Below are 23932 nucleotides of genomic sequence, written 5' to 3'. Positions count from 1 at the left end.
ACGTTCGCCCTACTGTTTCGGCTTGTAATAGAGGGAGAACCTGCGTTCCCCGGCCGCCCCGGAGGCGAGGCCCAGATACAGGCGCGTGCCGCCCTTGCGGCGGACGGCGAGGCCCTCCGGCTCGCGGTGGGTGAGGGAGCGGCCGGCCTCGGTGCGCAGCCGCTGGACCAGCTCGCCGGTGGTGATGTCGACGCTGGAGAGGTAGGCGTTGCCGTGCGCGGCGGGCGGGTTGGTCTCGGCGTCGTAGGCCGTCCCGGCGAGCTGGTAGAGGTGGTTGTGGTGCAGGGCGAAGCCCTGGAAGGGGATCTTCTTGTCGGGGTGCGCGGCGGGCTGGGCGATGTCGGCGACGGGGTGGTCGTACTCGCGGGCGACGAAGGCGTCGAGGTCCCAGATCCGGTAGCGCGGCTTGCCCTTGAGGCGGTAGCGGACGGCGATGCGCTGGGAGGCCATGCAGACCGAGGGCTGGTTGTTGGTGGACCCCGGTATCGGCTTGCGTATCTTGACGTCCTCGCCGGTTCGGGTGGCGCCGTTCTTGAACTGGAAGCGGGTGACGCCCTGGCCGTAGCCGCGCTTGGCGTCGGCCTCGGTCCAGATCCAGACCTTGCCGTCGGCGGCGTTCTGCACACCGACGCTGACGCCGTGCCCGAAGCCCTGGAGGTGCATGTGGCCGAGCAACTCGCCGTCGTGGTCGAGCTTGTTGAGGCACAGGTTGCCGGCGCCGATGCCACCGCGGCGGACCTGGAGGACGTAGAGATGCTGGTGCACCTCGTCGAAGGCGAAGGACTGCAGGACCGTGCCCTCGTGGAGGGCCTTCTCCTTCAGCCAGCGTGTCGCCGGTACGTCGAGGTCGATGCGGTCGGTCACGGTCGGTGTCCCCAGGGTCCTGTGGACGCCCGGATGACGTCCACAGGACCAGAGAGTGTCAACTCCCGTTCACTGGTTTCAAGGTTCTGCGAAAGCGCTTGTGGATTTACCTGACATTCACAGGTTTCCGCGCCGCTCCTGCTCCCGCTCGATCGCCTCGAAGAGGGCCTTGAAGTTGCCCTTGCCGAAGCCCATCGAGCCGTGCCGCTCGATGAGTTCGAAGAACACGGTCGGCTTGTCCTGGACCGGCTTGGTGAAGATCTGCAGCAGATAGCCGTCCTCGTCGCGGTCGGCGAGGATCTTCAGCTCGCGCAGGGTGTCGACGGGCACGCGGGTGTCGCCGACCCACTCGCCGAGGGTGTCGTAGTAGGAGTCCGGGGTGTCGAGGAACCGGACTCCGGCCGCGCGCATGGTCCGTACGGTCTCGACGATGTCGTTGGTGTTGAGCGCGATGTGCTGGACGCCCGCGCCGCCGTAGAACTCCAGGTACTCGTCGATCTGGGACTTCTTCTTGGCGATGGCGGGCTCGTTGATCGGGAACTTGACCTTGAGCGTGCCGTCGGCGACGACCTTCGACATCAGGGCGCTGTACTCGGTGGCGATGTCGTCGCCCACGAACTCCTTCATGTTCGTGAAGCCCATGACCTTGTTGTAGAAGCCGACCCACTCGTTCATCCGGCCGAGCTCGACGTTGCCGACGCAGTGGTCGATGGCCTGGAAGGTGCGGTGGGCGGGCGGCTGGACGAGCGGGGCCACCGCGGTGAAGCCGGGGAGGTAGGGGCCGTCGTAGCCGGAGCGGTCGACGAGGGTGTGGCGGGTCTCGCCGTAGGTGGCGATCGCGGCGAGTACGACGGTGCCGTGCTCGTCCTTCAGCTCGTACGGCTCGGCGAGGGAGCGGGCGCCGTGCTCCAGGGCGTAGGCGTACGCGGCGCGGGCGTCCGGGACCTCGATGGCGAGGTCGATCACGCCGTCGCCGTGCTCGGCCACGTGCTGGGCGAGGAAGTGGCCCCAGGTGGTGGCGGGCTTGATCACCGAGGTGAGGACGAAGCGGGCGGAGCCGTTCTCCAGGACGTAGCTGGCGGTCTCGCGGCTGCCGTTCTCCGGTCCGGAGTAGGCGACCAGCTTCATGCCGAAGGCGGTGGAGTAGTAGTGCGCCGCCTGCTTGGCGTTGCCCACGGCGAAGACGACCGCGTCCATTCCCTTGACCGGGAAGGGGTCGGCCTGCCGGGCGGTTTCGGGTGTGTGGTGAGTGTTCGCAGAAGTCGCAGCCATGCTCGCAGCCTTCTCCGCGGGCGCAAGGTGCGCAATAGTTTGCGTTTCTGGTGTGCAATATGACCAGTGCTGGGCCCGCTCTTACGGGCTCTCTGTACAGGATGACCACCGGGGAAGGGCGGCTCTCGTGGGGATCGACGGACTGGACGGGCGGATCATCGTGCTGCTGGCGCGGGAGCCGCGGATCGGGGTGCTGGAGATGTCCCGGCGGCTGGGGGTGGCGCGCGGGACCGTGCAGGCGCGTCTGGACCGGCTTCAGTCGAATGGCGTCATCCGGGGATTCGGGCCGCAGGTGGATCCGGCCGCGCTCGGCTATCCGGTGACCGCGTTCGCCACGCTGGAGATCCGGCAGGGGCAAGGGGCGGACGTACGGGCGCACTTGGCGACCGTGCCGGAGGTCCTGGAGCTGCACACCACGACCGGAAGCGGGGACATGCTGTGCCGGCTCGTGGCCAGGTCGAACGCCGATCTCCAGCGGGTGATCGACCTGGTTGTCGGTTTTGATGGCATTGTCCGGGCCGCCACGGCGATCGTGATGGAGAACCCCGTTCCGCTGCGGATCATCCCGCTGGTGGAGCAGGCGGCGCGGGACGAGGACAGGACCTAGCTGCCGTGGGGTGACCGCGCGTGAACTTCTGGGAGTACCTGGGCAACCGCCATCAGCAGCTGCTCTCGGATGCCTACCAACACGCGAGCGCCGTCTTCCAGTGCATGGTCGTGGCGACGGTGATCGGGGTCCTGATCGGTGTGGTCACCTATCGCAGCGACTGGGCCGGCAACCTCGCCACGACGGCCACCTCGACCATCCTGACCATCCCGTCGCTCGCCATGATCGGTCTGCTCATCCCGATCGTCGGGCTCGGCGTGCCGCCCACGGTGATCGCGCTGACCCTGTACGGCCTGCTGCCGATCGTGCGCAATTCGATCGTCGGTCTGCGCGGCGTCGATCCGTCGCTGGTGGACGCGGCGAAGGGCATCGGGATGTCCCGGCTGATGCGGCTCGTGCGGGTCGAGCTGCCGCTGGCCTGGCCGCCGATCCTGACCGGCATCCGGGTCTCCACACAGATGCTGATGGGCATCGCCGCCATCGCCGCCTACGCCTCCGGGCCCGGCCTCGGCAACGAGATCTTCCGCGGCATCGCCTCCCTGGGCAGCAAGAACGCCCTCAACCAGGTGCTCGCGGGCACGCTCGGGATCATCGTCCTGGCCCTGCTGTTCGACGCCGCGTACGTCCTGATCGGACGGCTGACCATCCCCAGGGGGATCCGTGTCTGAAGCCTCCGGCGCCTCCATCGAGTTGGAGAACCTGACCAAGAGGTATCCCGGTAATCCACAGCCTTCCGTCGACAACGTCAACATGGAGATCAAGGCGGGCGAGATCGTCATCTTCGTCGGCCCTTCCGGCTGCGGTAAGTCGACCACGCTCAAGATGATCAACCGGCTGATCGAGCCGACCGGCGGCCGGATCCGCATCGGCGGCGAGGACGTCACCGACATCGATCCGGTGAAGCTGCGCCGCAAGGTGGGCTACGCGATCCAGTCGGCCGGTCTCTTCCCGCACATGACGGTCGCCCAGAACATCGCGCTGGTGCCGAAGATGGTCGGCTGGGGCAAGAGCCGGATCAAGGACCGGGTGGAGGAGCTGCTGGACCTGGTGGGCCTGGATCCCGGTGAGTTCCACGGCCGCTATCCCCGTCAGCTCTCCGGCGGTCAGCAGCAACGCGTGGGCGTCGCACGGGCGTTGGCGGCGGACCCGCCCGTCCTGCTGATGGACGAGCCGTTCGGCGCGGTCGACCCGATCACCCGTGACCATCTCCAGGACGAGCTGATCAGACTCCAGCACGAGCTGCACAAGACGATCGTCTTCGTCACGCACGACTTCGACGAGGCGATCAAGCTGGGTGACCGGATCGCTGTGTTGCGCGAACGCTCGCACATCGCACAGTTCGACACCCCGGAGGCGATCCTCACCAACCCGGCGGACGACTTCGTGTCCGGGTTCGTCGGGGCCGGGGCGGCTCTCAAGCGGCTCAACCTCACCCGCGTACGGGACGTGGAGATCACCGACTATCCGACGGTCACCGTCGACGACCCGCTCCAGGACATCTTCAACAGGCTCCGGGGCAGCGGTACCAACGAGATCCTGCTGCTCGACAAGCGGGGGCGGCCCTACAAGTGGCTCAGGCGCGGGGACCTGATGCGGGCGAAAGGCTCACTGGCCCGGGCCGGGACGTTGGTGCACGACACGGTGACCCGGGACGCGACCCTGCGGGACGCCCTAGAAGCCGTGCTCACCGACAACGCGGGGCGGGTCGCGGTCACCGGGCGGCGCGGTGAGTACATCGGCGTCGTGGACATGGAGACGCTCATGAACTCCGTGCACGAGCTGCTGGAGGCCGACCGGCTGGACGCCGTGGAGCACCAGCACGAGCTGGAGGAGACGCGCGCCCACCAGACGCACGCCGAGCAGGAGGGCGACGGAGGGGAGAAGAAGGCGTGAGCATCCCCGAGCTGGAGGAGGACGAGCCGGCGCAGCAGGAGGCGCCGCCGCCGCCGGTCACCGCCCGGCGGCGGGTCACCTGGCAGAAGCTGACCTTTCTGCCCGCCGTGTTGGTGGCGGTGCTGCTGGCGACCTGGCTGTGGTTCCAGCAGGCGGACCTGGACTCGATCTCCGAGAACGCCCTGTCGAACGGGCAGGTCTCGAAGGCCCTTTGGCAGCATGTGAAGCTGACGGTGATCTCGACGTTCTTCGTGCTGATCATCGCGATCCCGCTGGGCATCCTGCTGACCCGCAGGATGTTCCGCCCGGCGACCCCGGTGGCGATGGCGTTCGCCAACATGGGGCAGGCGACACCGGCGATCGGGCTGCTGGCCCTGCTGGTGATCTGGCTGGGCACGGGCATGAAGGCGGCGCTGATCGGCATCATCATCTACGCCGTGCTGCCCGTGCTCGCGAACACCGTCGCGGGCCTGAAGGCCAACGACCCGACCCTGCTGGAGGCGGCCCGGGGTATCGGCATGTCCCCGTCGGGGGTGCTCGCCCGCGTCGAACTGCCGTTGGCGGTCCCGCTGATCCTGGCGGGCGTCCGGACGGCGCTGGTGCTGAACGTCGGCACGGCGACGCTGGCGACCTTCGGCGGCGGCGGGGGTCTGGGCGTCCTGATCACGACCGGCATCACCAACCAGCGCATGCCGGTGCTGATGCTGGGCTCGATCCTCACGGTCGCCCTCGCGCTGCTGGTGGACTGGCTGGCGTCGCTGGCCGAACTGTTCCTCAGACCACGGGGGTTGGAGGTGGGGACGTGAGGCGCGCAGGTGTACTGGTGACGGCGGGTGTGCTGGTCCTGGCCTCTGCCTGCGGCCTCACCAGCGGTTCGCCGATGGTCGACGACGTCACACCCGGCTCCATCGGCAGGGGTCTGCCCCTCAAGGGAGCCGACCTCACCGTCACGTCCAAGGAGTTCACCGAGCAGCTGATCCTCGGCGCGATCATGGGGATCGCCTTCCAGGCGGCCGGGGCCGACGTCCTGGACCGGACGGGCATCCAGGGCTCGATCGGGTCCCGGGAAGCGGTCAAGTCCGGTGATGCGGACGGGATGTACGAGTACACGGGCACCGCCTGGATCACGTACCAGGGCAACAGCGAGCCGATCGCCGACCCGCGGGAGCAGTGGGAGGCGGTACGGAAGGCCGACCTGAGGAACGGGCTGACGTGGCTGGCGCCCGCGTCCCTCAACAACACGTACGCGCTCGCGATGAACCAGGCCAACTTCGAGAAGTACGGCACGAAGACGCTGTCGGACGTGGCGGCGCTGTCGAAGTCGGACCCCGGGGCGGTGACCCTGTGTGTGGAGAGCGAGTTCGCCAACCGCGCGGACGGACTGCCGGGTATGGAGAAGGCGTACGGGATGCGCGTCCCGGCGAAGAACATCACCCAGATGGACACCGGGATCATCTACACCCAGGTGAAGAAGGGCAGTTGCACCTACGGCGAGGTCTTCACCACCGACGGCCGCATCAAGTCCATGAACCTCGTGGTGATGGCCGACGACAAGAAGTTCTTCCCCAACTACAACGCGGCGCCCGCGATCAACTCCAAGGCGCTGAAGAAGTGGCCGGCGATCGCGGAGGTCCTCGACCCGGTCACGAAGAAGCTCGACAACACGGTCGCGCGGGAGCTCAACGCCAAGGTGGACGTGGACGGGCAGGATCCGCACCAGGTCGCGCTGGACTGGATGAAGAAGGAGGGGTTCGTGAAGGAGAAGTAGTGCCGCCGGACCGGCCTGAGCGGGCCGGGTGGAGTCCACTGCGGTTCGGCAGCGCCCAAAAGGGCGCGGGGCCGTATCAATATGCGGCTCCGCCGCGGGGCGCGACCAGCCGCGACGGCGCCGCAGACGGACAACATCCCGTCCACCGCACTTCCAGCGGAGCGCTCAGCAGCTCGGGACGGAGCCCTTCCCCGTCTCCAGCGCCACCAGCGCACTCACCGCGCCCTTCAGCGTGGTCACCGGTACGAGCCGCAGCCCCTTCGGCAGCTCCGCCTCCGCGTCCGAGCACTCGTCCTTCGGGACCAGGAACACCGTCGCCCCGTCCCGCTTCGCGGCCTGCGTCTTCAGGGGCACTCCCCCGACCGCGCCCACCGTGCCGTCGGCGTCGATCGTGCCGGTCCCGGCGATGGTGCGGCCGCCGGTGAGGTCGCCGCCGCTGCCGTCGCCGTCCAGCTTGTCGACGATGCCCAGGGAGAACAGCAGGCCCGCGCTGGGGCCGCCGACGTCCGCCAGCTTGAGCGAGACCTTGATGTCGTCGTCCTTGAGGTCCAGGTGGTTCAGCGCCGCCTGCGTCGCCGCGTCCTGGGACTCCTTCATCTGCGCGGTGTTGTGCCGCTCGATCTCCTTGGTGGACTGACCGCTCGGATAGACCGAGTCGCGCGGCATGACCGCCCGGTCCGTGTCGAACCACGCGTCGAGCACATCGCCGAGCGAGATCCGGGTGTCCGGATTCGTCGCCTCGATGGTCGTCATCCGGAGCTGTCCGCTGGTGTCCCGGGTCGGCGCGCCCGAGATCGTGATCACCGGGGTGCCCTTGTTCTCACCGAGGACGTTCGCCGTCATACCGGGCTGTGCCAGCGAGAACGGCAGCGGTGCGAAGGCCGCCGTGGCGAGCAGGGCCACGACGGGCAGGGCACAGACGGCTACGGCCTGGGGGCGTGTGAGGCGAGAGAGCACGGGATCAATCTAACGCGACGACCACTTCCGGCCGGGGCCCGGTCAGCCGGCATGCGGATCCTCCCGGCGGCGGGCGAAGCGCCGCGGCGCCTCCGGGAGCGGCTCGACGCCGATACCGGCCGCGACGCGGACGCCGGTGCCGGGGGTGGCGCCCACGCCGAACAGCGTGAGCCGGCCCACCCCCATGGTCCGCGCCGCGACGCGGACGCCGATGCCGATGCCGAGGGTGGCGCCCACGCCGATCAGCGTGAGCCGGCCCACCCCCGTGGTCCCGCCCTGCCGTCATGGCTCGCGGATCCGGCGAACGGTCAGCGCAATGCCTCCGCGACCTCCTTCGCCGCGTCCACGACCCGTGGCCCCACGCGTTCCGGCACCGCGTCGGCCAGCATCACGACTCCGACGCTGCCCTCGACGCCCGTGACGCCGAGCAGCGGTGCGGCGGCGCCGCTCGCGCCCGCCTCCAGCTCCCCGTGCGTCAGGGTGTACCCGGGGTCCCGGAGCGGCTGGGTGCGGGCGGAGAGGATCGCTCGGCCTGCGGCCCCGCGGTCCAGTGGGTGACGGAATCCGGCCCGGTACGCCACGTGGTAGTCCGTCCACGTCGGCTCGACCACGGCGACGGCGAGCGCCTCCGCCCCGTCGACCAGGGTGAGATGGGCGGTGGCTCCTATGTCCTCGGCCAGTGAGCGCAGGGCCGGCAGTGCCGCCTCGCGCACCAGAGGGTGCACCTGGCGGCCAAGGCGCAGCACCCCGAGCCCGACCCGGGCACGTCCGCCCAGGTCACGCCGTACGAGGGCATGTTGTTCCAGCGTGGCGAGCAACCGGTACACCACGGTCCGGTTGACGCCCAGTTTGTTGGATAGCTCGGTGACGGTCAGCCCGTGGTCCGTATCGGCCAGCAGCTTGAGGACACGTAGTCCTCGGTCGAGCGTCTGAGAGGTCTCCGCGGTCACGACGCCCACTCCTCCAGTGGTGAGGTCGGCGGCCCTGTCGCGGGGATGCGTCATCGAGTCCCGTCGGTGACGCGCTTCAGAGGCCGCCGATCGGCCGGCGGCCCGGAGCGGTTTCCGGGCCGCGTCGCTTCACGGCTGCGCTCCGCGGCGGCGCTGCCACGGGGCGTGTGCGTAGCGGGACTGTAGCGATGCCGGTTCGCTGAGCGGAAGGCTCCGTCCAGAATCCGGGCAGTGGCCGGTACGGAGCACTCCGATTTGTCCTGATATGTACGGCGCTCGGTGATCGAAGCGCGCCCCACCGCGCCCGGGGACACCCCACCGAGCCCGGAGTCACCCCACCAAGCCCGAGGTCACTTCATCCGGGTCGCCCACTCCTGCACCTTGGCGATCCGCTGCCGCAGCTGCCCGGCCGTCGCCTCGGCGCTCGGCGGTCCCCCGCACACCCGCCGCAGCTCGGTGTGGATGACGCCGTGCGGCTTGCCGCTCTGGTGGACGTACGCGCTGACCGTGGTGTTGAGCTGCTTGCGGAGCTCCATCATCTCCTTGTGCGAGACGACGGGCCGCCGCTCGGCGGGCAGTTCGAGGAGGTCCGCCTCGGAGTCCGGCTTCTTGCGGCTGTGCGCGATCTGCCGGGCCTGCCGCTTCTGGAGCAGCAGCTGCACCTGGTCGGGTTCGAGGAGCCCTGGGATACCGAGGTAGTCCTGCTCCTCCTCGCTCCCGGGGTGGGCCTGCATGCCGAACTCGGCGCCGTCGTACAGCACCCGGTCGAAGACGGCCTCGGACTCGAGCGCCTCGAAGGAGAACTGCTCCTGCTCGCCGGTGTCCTCGTCCTCCTCCTTGTTCGCCTCCTCCATCTCCCTCTCGGACTCGGCGTACGGGTCCTCCTCGCCCTCCTTCTTCGGCTTGTCGAGGGCGTGGTCCCGTTCCACCTCCATCTCGTTGGCGAAGGTGAGCAGGTCGGGGATGGTCGGCAGGAAGACGGAGGCGGTCTCGCCGCGGCGCCGGGAACGCACGAAACGGCCGACGGCCTGGGCGAAGAAGAGGGGCGTGGAGATGGTGGTGGCGTAGACGCCCACCGCCAGCCGCGGGACGTCGACGCCTTCGGACACCATGCGGACGGCGACCATCCAGCGGTCGTTGCTCGCGCTGAAGTCGTCGATGCGCTTGGACGCGGCGGCTTCGTCGGAGAGCACGAGGGTCGCCTTGCTCCCCGTGATCTCACGGATCAGCTTGGCGTAGGCGCGGGCGGAGTCCTGGTCGGAGGCGATGACGAGGGCACCGGCGTCCGGGATGGCCTTGCGGACCTCGGTGAGCCGCTGGTCGGCGGCGCGCAGCACGCTCGGCATCCACTCGCCGCGCGGATCCAGCGCCGTACGCCAGGCCTGGCTGATCGCGTCCTTGGTCATGGGCTCGCCGAGCCGGGCGGCGATCTCGTCGCCCGCCTTGGTGCGCCAGCGCATCTGACCGCTGTAGCTCAGGAAGATGACCGGCCGCACGACATGGTCGGCGAGCGCGTTGCCGTAGCCGTAGGTGTAGTCGGCGGCGGACCGACGGATGCCGGCGTTGTCCTCCTCGTACGTCACGAAGGGGATGGGGTTGGTGTCGGACCGGAACGGCGTACCGGTCAGGGCGAGTCGGCGGGTGGCCGGCTCGAAGGCCTCCAGGCACGCCTCGCCCCAGGACTTGGAGTCACCGGCGTGGTGGATCTCGTCGAGGATGACGAGCGTCTTGCGCTGCTCGACACGGTTGCGGTGCAGCATGGGGCGCACGCCGACACCGGCGTACGTCACGGCGACCCCGTGGTAGTCCTTGCCGAGCGGACCCGCGCTGTACTCCGGGTCCAGCTTGATCCCTATCCGCGCGGCCGCTTCCGCCCACTGCTTCTTCAGATGCTCGGTCGGCGCGACCACGGTCACCTGCTGCACGACGTGGTGGTGCAGCAGCCAGGAAGCGAGGGTCAGCGCGAAGGTGGTCTTGCCGGCGCCGGGGGTGGCGACGGCGAGGAAGTCGCGCGGCTGCTCCTGGACGTACTTCTCCATCGCACCCTGCTGCCAGGCACGCAGCTTGCTGGCGGTGCCCCAGGGGGCGCGGCCGGGGAAGGCGGGAGAGAGGTGGTGGGAGGAGGCGGCGGTGGTAGTCACGGTCTCCGTAAAGGGGTCGAGCGGCTCGGCTGGGCTGTGCGGACGGGTCGGCTACGTATGACAACCGGGCCACCCTACCGGCGGCCCGGCGGGGTCAACGTGCGGACAGGCCCGGGTCCCCCGTGGGTGGGATCGAGGTCACACGGCCACCGCGCCTACCGTCACCCGCCGTCGTCCTCCAGCAACCCCGACGTGGCCACCAGGTAGCCGAGCTGGGCCCTGCTCCCGCTGCCCAGCCGTAGCGACACCTTCCTGATGTGCTCCGCCACGCTTCTGCGGCTCATGCCGAGGCGGCGGGCTATGGAGTCGTCTGTCTCGCCGGCGACGACCGCGCGCAGGATCGTCTGCTGGAGGTCGGAGGTGACGGCGGGGTTGCGGCGCTCGGCGGGGTCCGCCGGGTGCACGGGAGTGGAGCGTTCCCAGGTCTGCTCGAAGACGCGGGCCAGGAAGCGGACCAGAGCGGGGTCCCGGATCTGCAGGGCACCGTCCGCGCTGTCCTGCGACAGCGACACGAAGGCGACCGAGCGGTCACAGACGATCAGCCGTTCGACGACCTCGGCCAGGGTGCGCACCTCGGCCCCCGCCTCGGTGACCCGCTCGATGTACGCCATGGTGGGCCGGTGCGCGTGCACGGTGTGCTGGTACAGGGTGCGCTGGCGGACCCCGCGCCGCAGCGCCCGCAGATCGCGGCCGAGCGCCTCGCGCAGCGTCGCCTCCGCGCGGCCGCCGCCCGGCTGGGCCGTGAGCAGTTCGTGCCGGCAGTCCCCCACCGCCGCCTCCAGGGCCGCGCTGATCACCGCCTTCTCGGTCAGCCGGACCAGGGCGGGCAGGGCCGAGCGCTGCTCGCGCGCGTACAGCGACTCGAAGGCGGTGAGCCGTGCGGACGCCGACCGCAGGGCCCGGCGCTGCTCGGCCAGCCGGTCCTCCATCGTGGACAGCACGGCGAAGCGCGCGGCGTCCGGCGCCACCGGCAGACACCAGCCGGGCGGGTCCGTGTCGGCGACGACGAGTCCGAGTTCCGTCAGACAGCGCGGCACCTCGGCGGCCGGCACCCGTCCCTCGCGCAGCGCGGTGCGGTACACCGCCAGCGCTCGCGGGCAGGGGCGGGTCGGACGCGTTTCATGGCAATCACACGTGCGTGGGTCGAAATGATCACGCTTCACAAGTGTGCAGATTACATTCATGCGCCCGCGTCCCCCGGGCCGAACTCCGCACCGCCTGACTAGTGTTCGACAGGTTCTGTTCGACGGGTTCCGCCCCTGGGGCAACCCTGCCCGCACCTCGCCCTGTTGCCGTCCGCGAAGGAAGTCGAGCATGCCGGAACCCGTCACGGCCTCGGTGCGGGAACGCCGGTACCGCATCCTGGTCGCGGGCTACGCCCTGTCGTCGTACGGCAGTTATCTCAACGTCGTCGCGCTCAATCTGTACGTCTACGCCGTCACCGACCGCGCGCTCGCCGTCGGCGCCTTCATGGCCGTACGTCTCGCCGCGGGGATCGTCGCGGGGCTGCTGGCCGCGCCGATCCTGGCCCGGTGGTCGGCGCGGTCCGTCATGTTCTGGGTGAACGTGGTGCAGGCGGCGGTGCTGGCGGTCCTGGTCGCGGCGCCCGACACGCTGCGCACGCCCGTGCTGTTCGTGGTCTCGGCGGTGGGCGGGATCACCGGCACGGTCTTCCTGGTCGCGCTGCGCAGCTCGGTCATCCCGGAGATGGTGGCCGAGGACCGCCGCACCTGGGCCAACTCGCTGATGGTGAGCGGCCGTTCGCTGGCGATGGTGGCCGGGTTCGCGTCGGCCGGTGTGGTCGTCTCCCTGCTCGGCTACACGGCGGCCTTCCTGCTGGACATGGCCACGTTCCTGGTGTGCGCGGTGGCGGTGGCCCAACTGCCCGTCACCCGGCGGCCGAAGCCGGACCCAGCGGAGGACGCGCCGGAGGCGGCGAGTCCGGCCGGGGCCGGGCAGAAGCGCCGCCGGCTGCCCGCCGCGGTGACGGTCCTGGCCGGCGCGCCCGTGCTCGGCCTGATGGTGCTGCTGCGGGGCGTCGACGCGCTCGGCTCGTCCTCGCACAACGCTGCGCTGCCCGTGTACTCGACCGAGCTGGACACCGACAGCCCGGCCACGTTCGTCAGCGTGTTCTGGTGCGTGTGGGCGTTCGGCAACATCGTGGCCCAGCAAGTCATCCAGCGACTGCCGCGGCGCTCGGAACAAGCCCTGGGCGCCCTGGGGTTCGGGCTCGGCACCATCGTGATGTCCGGCGCCTTCATCCTGGCCTTCGCCGGGCTGCCCTGGACCGCGACCGTGCTGATCGCGCTGGTCGCGGGGGCGGCCGACGGGCTGACCGAGGTGTCCTACACCCAGCATCTGCAGACCCTGCCGGACCGTCTGCGCACCCATGCCTTCGGGCTGTCGGCGACCGTGGAGAGCTTCGGCTTCGGCGCCGGGATGATCGCGGTCGGCGCCGCGCTCGACGTGTTCTCACCGCTGTCGGTCGTCGCGGTCGCGCACGGTGTGGCCATCGTGATCGCCGTGCTCTTCGTGGCCCTGGTGCTGCGCCGCCGTTCGACAGCGCCGGCCGGCACGGACGCGGAGGGCAAGGGCACGGGCACGGGGGCGGAGGCGCGCGCGGAGGTGTGAGGCGGCCCCGGACGTCGAACCGTCGAGGTCGAACCATCGAGCCGGAGCAGAAGGGGGAGAAGGGGTGCCGGACGACCGACGCGTGGCGGTCATCGGGATGGCGCTGAGGTTCCCGGGAGCGGGGACCACCGAGCAGTACTGGCGTGACATCGAGGCGGGCGTCTCACACGTACGACGGTTCACCCGGGCCGAGTTACGGTCCGCGGGAGCCTCCGAGGACCTCCTCGACGACCCGGACCTCGTCGGCGCCAGTGCGCTGCTGGACGGGGTCGACGGCTTCGACGCCGCGTTCTTCGGGATGACCGGGCGCGAGGCGGAGGTGACCGATCCGCAGCAGCGGCTGCTCCTGGAGTGCTGCCACCACGCCCTGGAGGACGGCGGCTACGCCGGCTCCGACGCCCGTATCGGGGTGTACGGCAGCGTCGGATACCGGCTGTACTCGCTGCACAGCTATCTCGCCAACAACCTCGCGGACGCGCCGGGCGACGACTGGCTCGCCCAGAAGCAGGCCCAGGTCGGCAACTATCCCGACTTCGCCGCCAACCGGGCCGCCTTCCGGCTCGGACTGCGCGGCCCGGCGGTCAATGTCGCCACCGCCTGCTCCAGCGCCCTCGTCTCGGTCCATCTGGCCTGCCAGGCGCTCCTGGCGGGCGATGCCGAGCTGATGCTGGTGGGCTCGGCGGCCCTGCACCTCCCCCAGATCACCGGGCACCGGCACGTCAAGGGCTCCACGATCTCCCGGAGCGGCACGGTACGGGCCTTCGACGCGGACGCCGACGGCACGGTCGGCGGCAACGGGGTCGCGGCGGTCCTGCTGAAGCCGCTGGCCCGGGCACTGGCCGACGGCGACACCGTGCACGCCGTCATCCTCGGCTCGGCTGTCACCAACGACGGTGACGACAAAGGGGGGTTCGCCGCGCCCGGCGTCGCGGGCCAGCGGGACGCGGTACTCGGCGCGCTGTCACGGGCGGGCGTTCCGGCCGACTCCCTCGGCTATCTGGAGGCACACGGCACCGGCACGTTCAAGGGCGACCCGATCGAGTTCGCCGCGCTCACCGAGGCGTTCAGAGCGCACACGGACGGCACGGCCTTCTGCGCGCTGGGCTCCACCAAACCCGCGATCGGCCACCTGGACAGCGCGGCGGGTCTGGCGGGGCTGATCAAGACGATCCTGGTGTTACGGCACGGGGTGATACCGCCGCTGGTGAACTTCACCCGCGCCAATCCCCTCCTCGCGTTGGAGACCAGCCCGTTCGTCGTACCGACCCGGGCGACACCGTGGCCGGGCTCCGGGGTCCGGCGGGCGGGGGTGCACTCCATCGGGATGGGCGGGACGAATGCGCACGTGATCGTGGAAGAGGCGCCGGGGAGGGTTGCCGAGGCGGTACGTGGTGAGCGGGCCGGGCCCGTGCTGTTGCCGCTGTCGGCGCGGACGCCGGGGGCGCTGACGGCGTATGCCCGGGCCTTCCGGGACGAGTTGGTCCGGCGCCCGGATCTCGCCCCCGCCGATCTGCTGACGACGACCGCGCTCGGCCGGCGCCATCTGCCCCACCGGCTGGTCGTCACCGCGCCCTTCGTCGAGGGGCTGGACGCGTTCCTCGCCGGCACGCCGGGCGCCCTGACCGGGACGGCCGACCGGACCGTCGCCCCCGCCGTCCTCGCCGACGTGCCGGGCGCCTTCACCGGAACGGCCGACCTGCCCGTCTCCCCCGCCTTCCTCTTCAGCGGCCAGGGCACCGGCGGCCCCGGTATGGCCGCGGCGCTCGCCGCCCGCTTCCCGGTCGTCGCCGAGGTGCTGCGGGAGTGCGCGCGGGTCTACGAGCAGGAGACGGGCGAGAAGGACTTCCTCGCCCGGATCATCGGCGCGGGAAGGCCGTCGGGCGGGCGCGAGGACGACCCTGCCCGGGCCGCCGACGGGTCGCGTAGCACCCGCGGACCGGTCAGCTCAGACCCACTGGGCACCTCCGACCGACCGATCGTCTCCGCCGGGCCGAGGAACTTCGGCGGGCCGAGCACCGCCGACCGGCCGGACACCTCCGACGAGCCCGGCGCCTCCGCCAGATCGAGGCGCCCCGTCGGATCAGGCCAAGGCGGTCCCAGCGACCCGGGCGCGGAAGAGGCGCGGCGTCCCGGTCATCCCGGCCCGGTCGCCGAAGACCCTCACCGGGCCGCCCGAACCCTCGGTCCGGTCTCCGCACCCCCCACCCCCTGGGACACCGCCTTCGCGCAACCCGCGATCTTCGCCCTGCAAGTCGCCCAGCTCCGGTTGTGGCGGAGTTGGGGAGTGCGGCCCGGGTCGGTCGCCGGGCACAGTGTCGGGGAGTTCGCGGCGCTGTGTGCCGCCGGGGCGCTGTCGCTGGCGGACGGCATGCGGCTGCTGTGCCGGCGGGGGCGGCTGATGCAGGACACGGCGCCCGGCGCGATGCTCGCCGTCTTCGCGGGTCGGGACCGGGTCCGGGAACTCGCCGCCGAGGTCGGGCGCGTGGAGCTCGCCGTGTCCAACGGGCCCGGACACCAGGTGCTGGCCGGGCCGCCCGACGCCATCGCCGAAGCGCACCGCCGACTGACCGAGCAGGGCATGACCGGCGTACCGCTGCCGGTGGACCGTGCCTTCCACAGCGCGCTCCTCGACCCGGTCCTCGACGAACTGCGCGCGGCCGTCGAGAAGGCCGAACTGCGGCCTGTCGAGATCGAGTTCGTCAGTGGTCTGGACGGTGTCGCCCATCCCCCGGGCTGGCTGCCCGACGCCGGCCACCTCGTCCGCCAGGCCCGGCACACCGCCGACTTCCACGCCGTACTGCGCACCCTGGCCCCCGTGGACGCCCTGCTGGAACTCGGCCCGGACGCCACCCTGACCCGGCTTGCCCGGCGGGCGGTCCCGGACACCCTCTGCGTGCCCACGGGCGGCACCCCGGACGAGGTGTGGCGGGCCGCGGCCCGGCTGCACTGCGCCGGGACGCCCCTCGACTGGGCCGCCCTGCTCGAAGGATGCGGAGGCCGGCGTATCCCGCTGCCCACCTACCCCTTCGAGCACCGGTCGTACTGGATCGGCCCACCACTGCCACCCACCACGGCCGTACCCGCGCACGAACCCGCGAGAGAACCCGATGGGGAGAACGACGTGACCGACCAGGCAGTACTCAAGCGTGTACTCGAACTGACCGCACAGCATCTGGGATACGACCAGGACGGGCTGCGCGCCGGGGAGACCTACGTGGGGCTGGGCGCGGACTCCCTGCAACTGATCGGCATGCTGCGGCAGTTGGAGGGCGAGTTCGGGGTACGGCTGGCCGTGCGGGAACTGCTGGAGGACGCGGGGTCACCGGAGTTGACAGCACGGCTCATCACGGAGCGCGCGGCACGGCCGGCACCGGAGCCACGGGCCGAGATCATCGACGTACGGCAGATACCGGAGCCGCGAAAGGCGGCACCCCAGGCACTCGAGACACCCGAGACACCCCAAACACCCGAGGCACTCGAGGCACCCGGGCAGGCGGCGTATGCCAGCCGCAGCGAAGTCGCCGAGCTGCGGCGCCAGATCGACGTGCTGGCCGAGACGCAGGCCTCGTTGATCACCCAGCTCTCCGACGCCGTCGCCCTGCTCACCGCCGAGCGGGCCGCCCGGTGAGCCCGGGCACGGCGGCGGACCGGGCCGCGGCGCTGTCCCGCCGACTGGACGAGCAGCTGGCGCGGGCACGGCAGGGCGCGGCGGATCCCGCACCCCCGGCACCCGCCGTCCACGGCCCCCGCGTCACCCTCCCCCACGACTCCGGCATGGCCGGCGCCGACGCCACCGACACCCAGCGCACGCACGCCGCCGACCTCGCCCGGCGGCTCACGGAACGCACCCGGACCTCCAAGGAGCTGGCGCAGTCGCGGCGTTCGGTGCTCGCGGACAGCCGGGCCGTGGTCGGGTTCCGGCGTTCGACGAAGGAGACGCTGTATCCGCTCGCGGCCCGTGGCGCACGCGGCGCGCACCTGACGGACATCGACGGGAACACGTACACCGACATCACGATGGGCTTCGGGTCCCTGCTCCTCGGCCATGAGCCGCAGTGCGTGACCGAGGCCGTGCGCGCACACCTGGACGGCGGGCTGCGGTTCGGGCCGCGCCCGGTCGAGGCGGGTGAGGTCGCCGAACTGCTCGCCGGGTTCACCGGCATGGAACGCGTCGCGTTCGCGGCCTCCGGCACCGAGGCCAACTCCGCCGCGATCCGGCTCGCCCGCGCCGCCACCGGACGCGACCGGATCGTCATGTTCCGCGGCTCCTACCACGGTCACATCGACACGGTGCTCGGCCGCCCCGGACCGGGCGACGGCGCCGTCCCCGTCTCCCGTGGCATCCCCGACAGCGCCGTCGCGGAGCTGATCGTCCTGGAGTACGGCAGCCAGGAGGCCCTCACCACCATCGACGCCCTCGGCGACCGCATCGCCGCCGTCCTCGTCGAACCCGTGCAGTGCCGCAACCCCGCCCTGCGCCCGGTCGCCTTCCTGCGCGAACTGCGCGAACTGACCCGGCGACGCGGCATCGTGCTGCTCTTCGACGAGATGCTCACCGGACTGCGCCCACATCCGCGCGGCGCCCAGCACCACTTCGGTGTCGCGCCCGACCTGGCCACCTACGGCAAGGCGCTCGGCAGCGGCTTCCCCGTGGGGGCGATCGCGGGCCGGGCCGACATCATGGACGGCGTCGACGGCGGATTCTGGCGGTACGGCGACGAGAGCCGCCCCACCGCCGAGACCACCTTCTTCGGCGGGACCTACCTTCAGCACCCGCTGTCCATGGCGGCGGCCAAGGCGGTCCTCACCCATCTCGCCGCCGAGGGACCCGGGCTCCAGAAGCGGCTCAACGCCCGCACGGACGCCCTCGCCGACGACCTCAACCGGTTCTTCACCGACGAGGAGTTCCCCCTGGAACTGGCCCACTTCGGGTCGATGTTCCGCTTCGTCCACCGCGCGGACATGGAACTGCTCTACCAACACCTGCTGTTGCGTGGCATCTACGTCTGGGAGTGGCGCAGCTTCTATCTCTCCACCGCTCACACCGACGCCGACACCGAGCGGATCGCGGACGCGGTGAAGGGGTCCCTGCGGGAACTGCGGGAGGCGGGCTTCTTTCCGACGACCCGGCCCACCGTCGGGCGAGCGCAGCCCGAACCCCGCACGAAACAGCCCGACTTCGGGGTGTACTTCTTCGGCGACTACCCCGACGCCGACAGCACCTCCGCCTACGACCGGCTCGTCGACACCGCCCGCTTCGCCGACGAGCGCGGCTTCAGCTCCCTGTGGCTGCCCGAGCGGCACTTCCACTCCTTCGGCGGACTCTTCCCCAACCCTGCGGTCCTGGCCGCCTCGTTGGCCCGCGAGACCAGCCGGATCCGGCTCAACGCCGGGTCCGTGGTGCTGCCGCTGCACGATCCGGTGCGGGTCGCGGAGGAGTGGTCGGTCGTCGACAACCTCTCCGGCGGCCGGGTCGGCCTCGGCTGCGCCACCGGCTGGCACGCCCAGGACTTCGCGCTCCATCCGGACCGTTTCGAGCGCCGCAAGGAGATCGCTTTCGCCCACCTCGACGACGTGACGACGCTGTGGCGCGGCGGCGCGGTACGGCGCACCACCGGCGAGGGCCGGCCCGTCGACGTGACGATCCACCCACGTCCGGTGCAGGAGCTGCCTCCGATGTTCCTCGCCACCTCCGGGCGGCGTGCCTCTTACGAGGAGGCGGGGCGGCGCGGACTCGGGATCGTCACCAACCTGATGGGGCAGACCGTCGCCGAACTCGCCGACAACATCCGCCACTTCCGCAAGGCCCGCGAACAGCACGGCCTCGACCCCGACACCGGCCGGGTCACCGTCCTGCTCCACACCTACCTCGGCACGGACCACGCCACGGCCCGCGCGGAGGCGCTGGAGCCGATGAGCCGCTATCTGCGTTCCTCCCTCCAGATGCGGTCGGCGGCGAGCGCGGTGGGCGCCGGGCCCGAGGACGTGGCGACGGCGAGCGAGGACGACCTCGACTACCTCTTCCGCCGCGCCTACGACCGCTACTGCGACGAACGCGCCCTCATCGGCACGCCCGCCGGCTGCGCCCCCCTGGTGGAGACACTGCGCGAGGCCGGCGTCGACGAGATCGCCGCCCTGGTGGACTTCGGAATGCCGGCAGAGCGGATGCGGGCGGGCCTGGAACACCTGGACACGCTACGGCGCCGCACGCAGGAGGCGGTGCCGGTGGGCGTGGGCGCGATGGAGGCTGCGCTGCCGGGCGGGAGCACGGGGAAGGCGGTGCCGCCAGGTGGGCGCACGATGGGAGTGGTCGGCTTCGACTCCGCGGGTGCGCGCCGCCGGGTCGTCGGGCGCCGGGGGTCCGCGGAAGGTCTTGGTGGGCCCGCGACCGGCGGCCCGATGGAGACGGTCCGCCGTGGGCCCGCGACCGACGCCCAGCGTCGGCTCTGGCTCGCCGCGCGGTTGATCGCCGATCCGGCCGCGTACAACGAGATCCAGTCCGTACGGCTGCGCGGCCCCCTCTCCGAGCGGGCGTTGCGCGCGGCCGTCGCGGGACTCGTCGAGCGGCACGCGGGCCTGCGGACGGTCTTCCGCGCGGCGGGCGACACGGTCGAGCAAGTCGTACGACCCGACCTGCGGCCGGAGTTGACGGTGACCGACGTCGACGGGACGGGGGCGGTGGCCGCCGTCCTGCGCGAGGAGAGCGGACGGCCGTACGACCTCGCCGAGGGCCCCCTGTTCACACCCCGGCTGCTGCGCCTCGCCGCGGACGACCATGTACTGGTCCTCGGCCTGCACCACATCATCACGGACGCCCACTCGGCGGGGCTGCTCGCCGCGGACCTGGAGGAGCTGTACCGGGCGTCGGTGGAGGACCGGGACCCGGCGTTCGCGGCACCGGCGGGAACCACCCTGGACGAGCCGCGGACCGCTCACACCCCTGCCCACCCGGATGAACCGGCGTTCGCGGCACCGGAGGGAACCACCGCGCCCGGGCCACAGGCCCCTCACACCCCCGCCCACCTGCACGAACCACAGCCCGGCCACCACCCCACCACCCCGGACAGGCCGTCGACCGGCTATGACCCCGCCGACCTGGAGTGGTGGCGCGGGTATCTCGACCCCCTGCCGCCCACCCCCGCCCTGCCCACGGACCGGCCGCGCGGGCGTCGGGTCGCCGGGCGGGGTGCGGCCGAGGAGGTCTCCTGGGACGCGCCCCGGGCGGGCCGGCTCCGGGAGTGGAGCGGGCGACAGGGGGTGACCCTGTTCGCGACGCTGCTCACCGCCTGGCAGCTGGTGCTGCGGGAGCGGTCCGGGCAGGACGAGTTCGTGGTCGGATCGACCTTCGGGAGGCGCCGCCCCGGCACCGAGCACACCGTCGGCTTCCACGTCGCCGTACTCCCGCTGAAGGCGTCGCTCACCGACGCGACCGGGCTGCGGGACGCCGTACGGGCCACCCGGGACGCGCTGTTCGCCGCCGACGCGCACCAACACGTGGATGTGGACGCCCTGTTGGCCGCCGTCAACCCCGACCCGGGCCACCCGCGCCCCCTGGTGACGGTGTCGGCGGACCTGGACGGCGCGCCCCTGTCCCGGCTCCGGCTCCCCGGACTCACCACGGAGCAGATCCCCGGCGGCACCGAATCCGCCCCGCTGGAACTGGCGTTGGCGGCCCTGGACACCCGCGACGGGCTACGGCTGCGGATCCGCTACGACGCCGATCTGTACGACGCGTCGACCGTACGGGGGCTGCTGGCGGACCTGGACCGGGTACTGGAGGCCATGGCGGGCGGACGGGCCGTGACGGTGGCGGACACCGGACCCGCCGCCACCCCGACAGTGAGCGACCCGGGCACGCCCACCGCGACGGCGAGCGATGTGCAGGCCGCCTCCGCGACGGCGAGCCATCCGGTGGCGCCCACCCCGCGGGAGGCCGAGACCCTGCGTGCCCTGTGGTCCTCCGTCCTCGGTACCGACGACGTCTCCGACACCGCCGACTTCTTCGACCTGGGCGGCAGTTCGATCGCCGCGATCCGGTTGCACAACCGGGTGCGGGACGCCCTCGGTGCCGAGTTCTCACTGGCGGACTTCTTCGCCGAACCGACGCTGGGCGCGCTGATCCGGTCGCTGACGGGGAGCGGGGCCGCCGGACTCACCGAAGTCACCGGAGTCACCGGAGTCACCGAGAACGTCGTGGACCGTGCCCCCGTCACCGACCAGCAGGCCCGGATGCTGGCCGCCCAGCCCGCCCTGCCCCGGCCGCAGGTCTACAACGTGCCGACGCGCATCCGCCTCACCGGACCCGTCGACACGGACGCCCTGCGCACGGCCCTGACCGAGCTGGTGCGGCGCCACCACTCACTGCGCACCCGATACGCCCAGGACGGCGGGGGCGCCTGGTGGCAGGAGGTCGTGGACGTCGCCCCGCCGCCCCTGCGGATCGTCGACTACAGCCGGCTCCCCGCCGAACGGGCCGCGCAGCGCGCGGACCAGGCCTGCCGGACGGCGGCCGACGAGCCCTTCGACCTGACGCGCCCGACCCTGCCCCGGCTGCGGCTGCTGCGGGTCGCGCCGGACGAGTGGGTGCTGATGTTCGTGGTGCACCACATCTGCACCGACGGCTGGTCCCACGGCGTACTCCTCGCCGAGCTGGCCGCCCTGTACACCGCCGCCGCGACCGGCACCTCCCCCGCCCTGTCCGCGCCCTCGGCCCAGCCCGCCGACCACGCCCGCCGTCAGCTCGAACGCCGGGGCGGGACCGAACGGACCCGGCGGGCCGCGCACTTCGTCGACCACCTCACCGGCGTACCCACCCGCCTCGAGGTGCCCACGGACCGGCCCCGCTCCGGACACCTCAGCGGCGACGGCGACACCGTCCGCGCCCACGCCCCGGCCGAACTGCGGGGCAGGGTCGAGAGGTTCGCCGCGGCCCACCGGGTGACGCCGTTCGCCGTGGCGGCCGCCGCGCTCGGCGTCACCGTGGCCCGGCTCTCGGGACAGCGGGACCTGCTGGTGGGGGTGCCGTACGCCAACCGGGACGGCAGCGACACCGAGACGCTGGTGTCGCTGGTCTCCACGAACATGCCGGTGCGGATACGGGTCGGGTCCGAGGAGACGTGCGCCGAACTGGTCGTCCGCACCGGGGCCGAGACGCTGGCCGCCATGGCGAACGTGCTGCCGACGGCCGAGGTGTGGCAGGCGCTGCGGGAGGCGGGCGTACGCGAGGTGCCCGAGGTGGTGTCGTGTCTGCTGGCCTTCCAGAACACCGACGACGTGGAGATCGAGATCCCCGGACTGGGGGTGGAGGTGGACGACGTGGCGCCACCGGCGGCGCGCACGGAGCTGACGTTCGGGCTGGCGCCGCGCCGCGATCCGGCGCTGGGCTACCGGGCCTATGTCGAATACTCGGCGGACCTGTGGGACAGGAAGTCGGCGGAGCGAATCCTCGACTCCTACCTGTCCGTCCTCGACGACCTGTGCACCGACCCCGGCCGCACGGTCGGCGAGTTGCTCGCCCCCACCACCTCCGGAGAGGCATAAGCGCATGACCAAGGCCATCGATCCCCTGCACAACGAAGACCTGCTCGCCTTCCTGGAAGCCGCCTCCTCGCCCTATCACGCGGTGGCGCAGACCGTGCAGCGCCTGGAGAAGGCCGGCTTCGAAGAGCTGCGGGAGACCGAGGAGTGGACCGGTCACAGCGGTGGCCGGTTCGTCGTCAGGGGCGGCGCGCTGCTCGCCTGGTACGTCCCCGAGGGGGCGCCCGCGCACACACCGTTCCGGATCATCGGCGCGCACACCGACTCCCCCAACCTGCGGGTGAAGCCGACCCCGGACACCGGCTCGGCCGGCTGGCGCCAGGTCGCCGTGGAGATCTACGGCGGGGTCCCGCTGAACACCTGGCTCGACCGCGACCTCGGTGTCTCCGGCCGGCTGACCCTGCGCGACGGCACGGCGAAGCTGGTCAAGATCGACGAACCTCTGTTGCGGGTACCGCAGTTGGCGATCCACCTCGACCGTACGGTGAACGAGGGCCTCGCCCTCGACCGGCAGCGCCAGCTCCAGCCCGTGTGGGCGCTGGGCCGGCCGGAGCCGGGTGCGCTGCTGAGCCGGATCGCGGCCGGCGCCGGGCTCGACCCGGGTGAGGTGCTCGGCTGGGACCTGATGCTGCACGATGTGCAGAAACCCGGACTGCTGGGCGCCGACCGGGAGTTCCTGGTCTCGGCGCGGCTGGACAACCTCGTCTCCGTCCACGCGGGCGCCGCCACGCTGGCCACCGTCGCACAGTCCTGGCCGGCGGCCGCCGAACGCATCCCGGTCCTCGCCGCGTTCGACCACGAGGAGGTCGGCTCCGGCTCCGAGACCGGGGCGCAGGGCCCGCTCCTGGAACGCGTCCTGGGCCGGGTGGTGACCGCGCGGGGCGGGGACGCCGAGGACTGGGCGCGGGCACTGGCGGGCACGATCTGTGCCTCGGCCGACATGTCGCACGCGGTGCACCCCAACTACAGCGAGCGGCACGACCCGGACAACCATCCGCTGCCCAACGGCGGCCCGGTGATCAAGGTCAACGTCAATCAGCGGTACGCCACCGACGGCACCGGCTTTGCCGCGTTCGCCGCCGCCGCGGACCGCGCCGAGGTGCCCTGGCAGCGGTTCGTGTCCAACAACGCCATGCCCTGCGGTACGTCGATCGGGCCGCTCACCGCGGCCCGGCTGGGCGTGACGACGGTGGACGTGGGCGTGCCCGGACTGTCCATGCACTCCTCGCGCGAGCTGTGCGGGGCGGACGACCCCGGGTATCTGACCCGGGCGCTGACGGAGTTCGTCTCGGCGGGCTGAGCCGACCGACAA

The 23932-nt window shown here is 71.7% G+C and carries 16 protein-coding genes; 9 read left to right on the top strand and 7 right to left on the bottom strand.

The features are described from left to right. Nucleotides 1-9 precede the first annotated feature (9 nt). Together TN53_RS15100 and hppD are read right to left on the bottom strand one after the other, a co-directional pair. Nucleotides 10-864, bottom strand: coding sequence for a hypothetical protein (locus TN53_RS15100; protein WP_046258973.1), 855 nt, complete (start codon nt 862-864; stop codon nt 10-12). A gap of 117 nt (nt 865-981) precedes the next feature. After that, nucleotides 982-2136: a 4-hydroxyphenylpyruvate dioxygenase gene (gene hppD, locus TN53_RS15095; protein WP_046258972.1), complete on the bottom strand. Its 1155-nt coding sequence runs from the start codon at nt 2134-2136 to the stop codon at nt 982-984. Between the two features lie 127 nt (nt 2137-2263). Here hppD and TN53_RS15090 point away from each other — a divergent pair, with 127 nt between their 5' ends. The 5 genes from TN53_RS15090 to TN53_RS15070 all read left to right on the top strand — a co-directional run bounded on the left by TN53_RS15090 (nt 2264) and on the right by TN53_RS15070 (nt 6404). Further along, nucleotides 2264-2743, top strand: a complete 480-nt coding sequence (locus TN53_RS15090; RefSeq protein WP_046258971.1) for an Lrp/AsnC family transcriptional regulator — start codon at nt 2264-2266, stop codon at nt 2741-2743. A 20-nt stretch (nt 2744-2763) separates the two neighbouring features. Beyond that, nucleotides 2764-3411 carry an ABC transporter permease gene (locus tag TN53_RS15085; RefSeq protein WP_046258970.1) on the top strand — a complete coding sequence of 216 codons (648 nt, stop codon included), beginning with the start codon at nt 2764-2766 and terminating at the stop codon, nt 3409-3411. Further along, a complete protein-coding gene (locus tag TN53_RS15080) occupies nt 3404-4636 on the top strand; it encodes a betaine/proline/choline family ABC transporter ATP-binding protein (protein WP_046258969.1) in 1233 nt (410 codons plus the stop codon). The genes TN53_RS15085 and TN53_RS15080 overlap by 8 nt, the downstream gene beginning before the upstream one ends. Beyond that, complete coding sequence (locus TN53_RS15075) at nt 4633-5442, top strand: ABC transporter permease (protein WP_046258968.1); 810 nt, start codon at nt 4633-4635, stop codon at nt 5440-5442. The genes TN53_RS15080 and TN53_RS15075 overlap by 4 nt, the downstream gene beginning before the upstream one ends. A gap of 74 nt (nt 5443-5516) precedes the next feature. Further along, a complete protein-coding gene (locus tag TN53_RS15070) occupies nt 5517-6404 on the top strand; it encodes a glycine betaine ABC transporter substrate-binding protein (RefSeq protein ID WP_420719101.1) in 888 nt (295 codons plus the stop codon). 165 nt (nt 6405-6569) lie between these two features. Here TN53_RS15070 and TN53_RS15065 read toward each other — a convergent pair whose 3' ends face one another. The 5 genes from TN53_RS15065 to TN53_RS15045 form a co-directional block, all read right to left on the bottom strand. Then, nucleotides 6570-7361 carry a PDZ domain-containing protein gene (locus TN53_RS15065; RefSeq protein WP_046258966.1) on the bottom strand — a complete coding sequence of 264 codons (792 nt, stop codon included), beginning with the start codon at nt 7359-7361 and terminating at the stop codon, nt 6570-6572. A 42-nt stretch (nt 7362-7403) separates the two neighbouring features. Next, nucleotides 7404-7598: a hypothetical protein gene (locus TN53_RS15060; RefSeq protein ID WP_159038131.1), complete on the bottom strand. Its 195-nt coding sequence runs from the start codon at nt 7596-7598 to the stop codon at nt 7404-7406. 71 nt (nt 7599-7669) lie between these two features. Continuing rightward, nucleotides 7670-8311, bottom strand: coding sequence for an IclR family transcriptional regulator (locus tag TN53_RS15055; protein ID WP_046259016.1), 642 nt, complete (start codon nt 8309-8311; stop codon nt 7670-7672). A gap of 350 nt (nt 8312-8661) precedes the next feature. Beyond that, on the bottom strand, nt 8662-10452 hold the full coding sequence (locus TN53_RS15050) for a DEAD/DEAH box helicase (RefSeq protein WP_046258964.1): 1791 nt from the start codon (nt 10450-10452) through the stop codon (nt 8662-8664). Nucleotides 10453-10613: 161 nt separating this feature from the next. Further along, complete coding sequence (locus TN53_RS15045) at nt 10614-11534, bottom strand: LuxR C-terminal-related transcriptional regulator (protein ID WP_234441596.1); 921 nt, start codon at nt 11532-11534, stop codon at nt 10614-10616. Between the two features lie 232 nt (nt 11535-11766). Here TN53_RS15045 and TN53_RS15040 point away from each other — a divergent pair, with 232 nt between their 5' ends. From TN53_RS15040 to TN53_RS15025, 4 genes are all read left to right on the top strand, one after another. Beyond that, nucleotides 11767-13083, top strand: a complete 1317-nt coding sequence (locus tag TN53_RS15040; protein ID WP_046258962.1) for an MFS transporter — start codon at nt 11767-11769, stop codon at nt 13081-13083. Nucleotides 13084-13147: 64 nt separating this feature from the next. After that, a complete protein-coding gene (locus TN53_RS45085; RefSeq protein WP_095046497.1) occupies nt 13148-16711 on the top strand; it encodes a type I polyketide synthase in 3564 nt (1187 codons plus the stop codon). After that, nucleotides 16708-22623: a MupA/Atu3671 family FMN-dependent luciferase-like monooxygenase gene (locus tag TN53_RS45080; RefSeq protein ID WP_052745205.1), complete on the top strand. Its 5916-nt coding sequence runs from the start codon at nt 16708-16710 to the stop codon at nt 22621-22623. Before TN53_RS45085 ends, TN53_RS45080 begins: the two co-directional genes overlap by 4 nt. Nucleotides 22624-22627: 4 nt before the next feature. Beyond that, entirely contained in the window at nt 22628-23920 is a 1293-nt protein-coding gene (locus tag TN53_RS15025) for a M18 family aminopeptidase (protein ID WP_046258961.1), read from the top strand. The last annotated feature ends 12 nt before the right edge of the window (nt 23921-23932 follow it).

The sequence above is a fragment of the Streptomyces sp. WM6386 genome (assembly GCF_000972385.1).
GTDB lineage: Bacteria > Actinomycetota > Actinomycetes > Streptomycetales > Streptomycetaceae > Streptomyces.
Note: the sequence above shows the minus strand (reverse complement) of the source record. Positions and strands in the feature narration are given on the sequence as shown.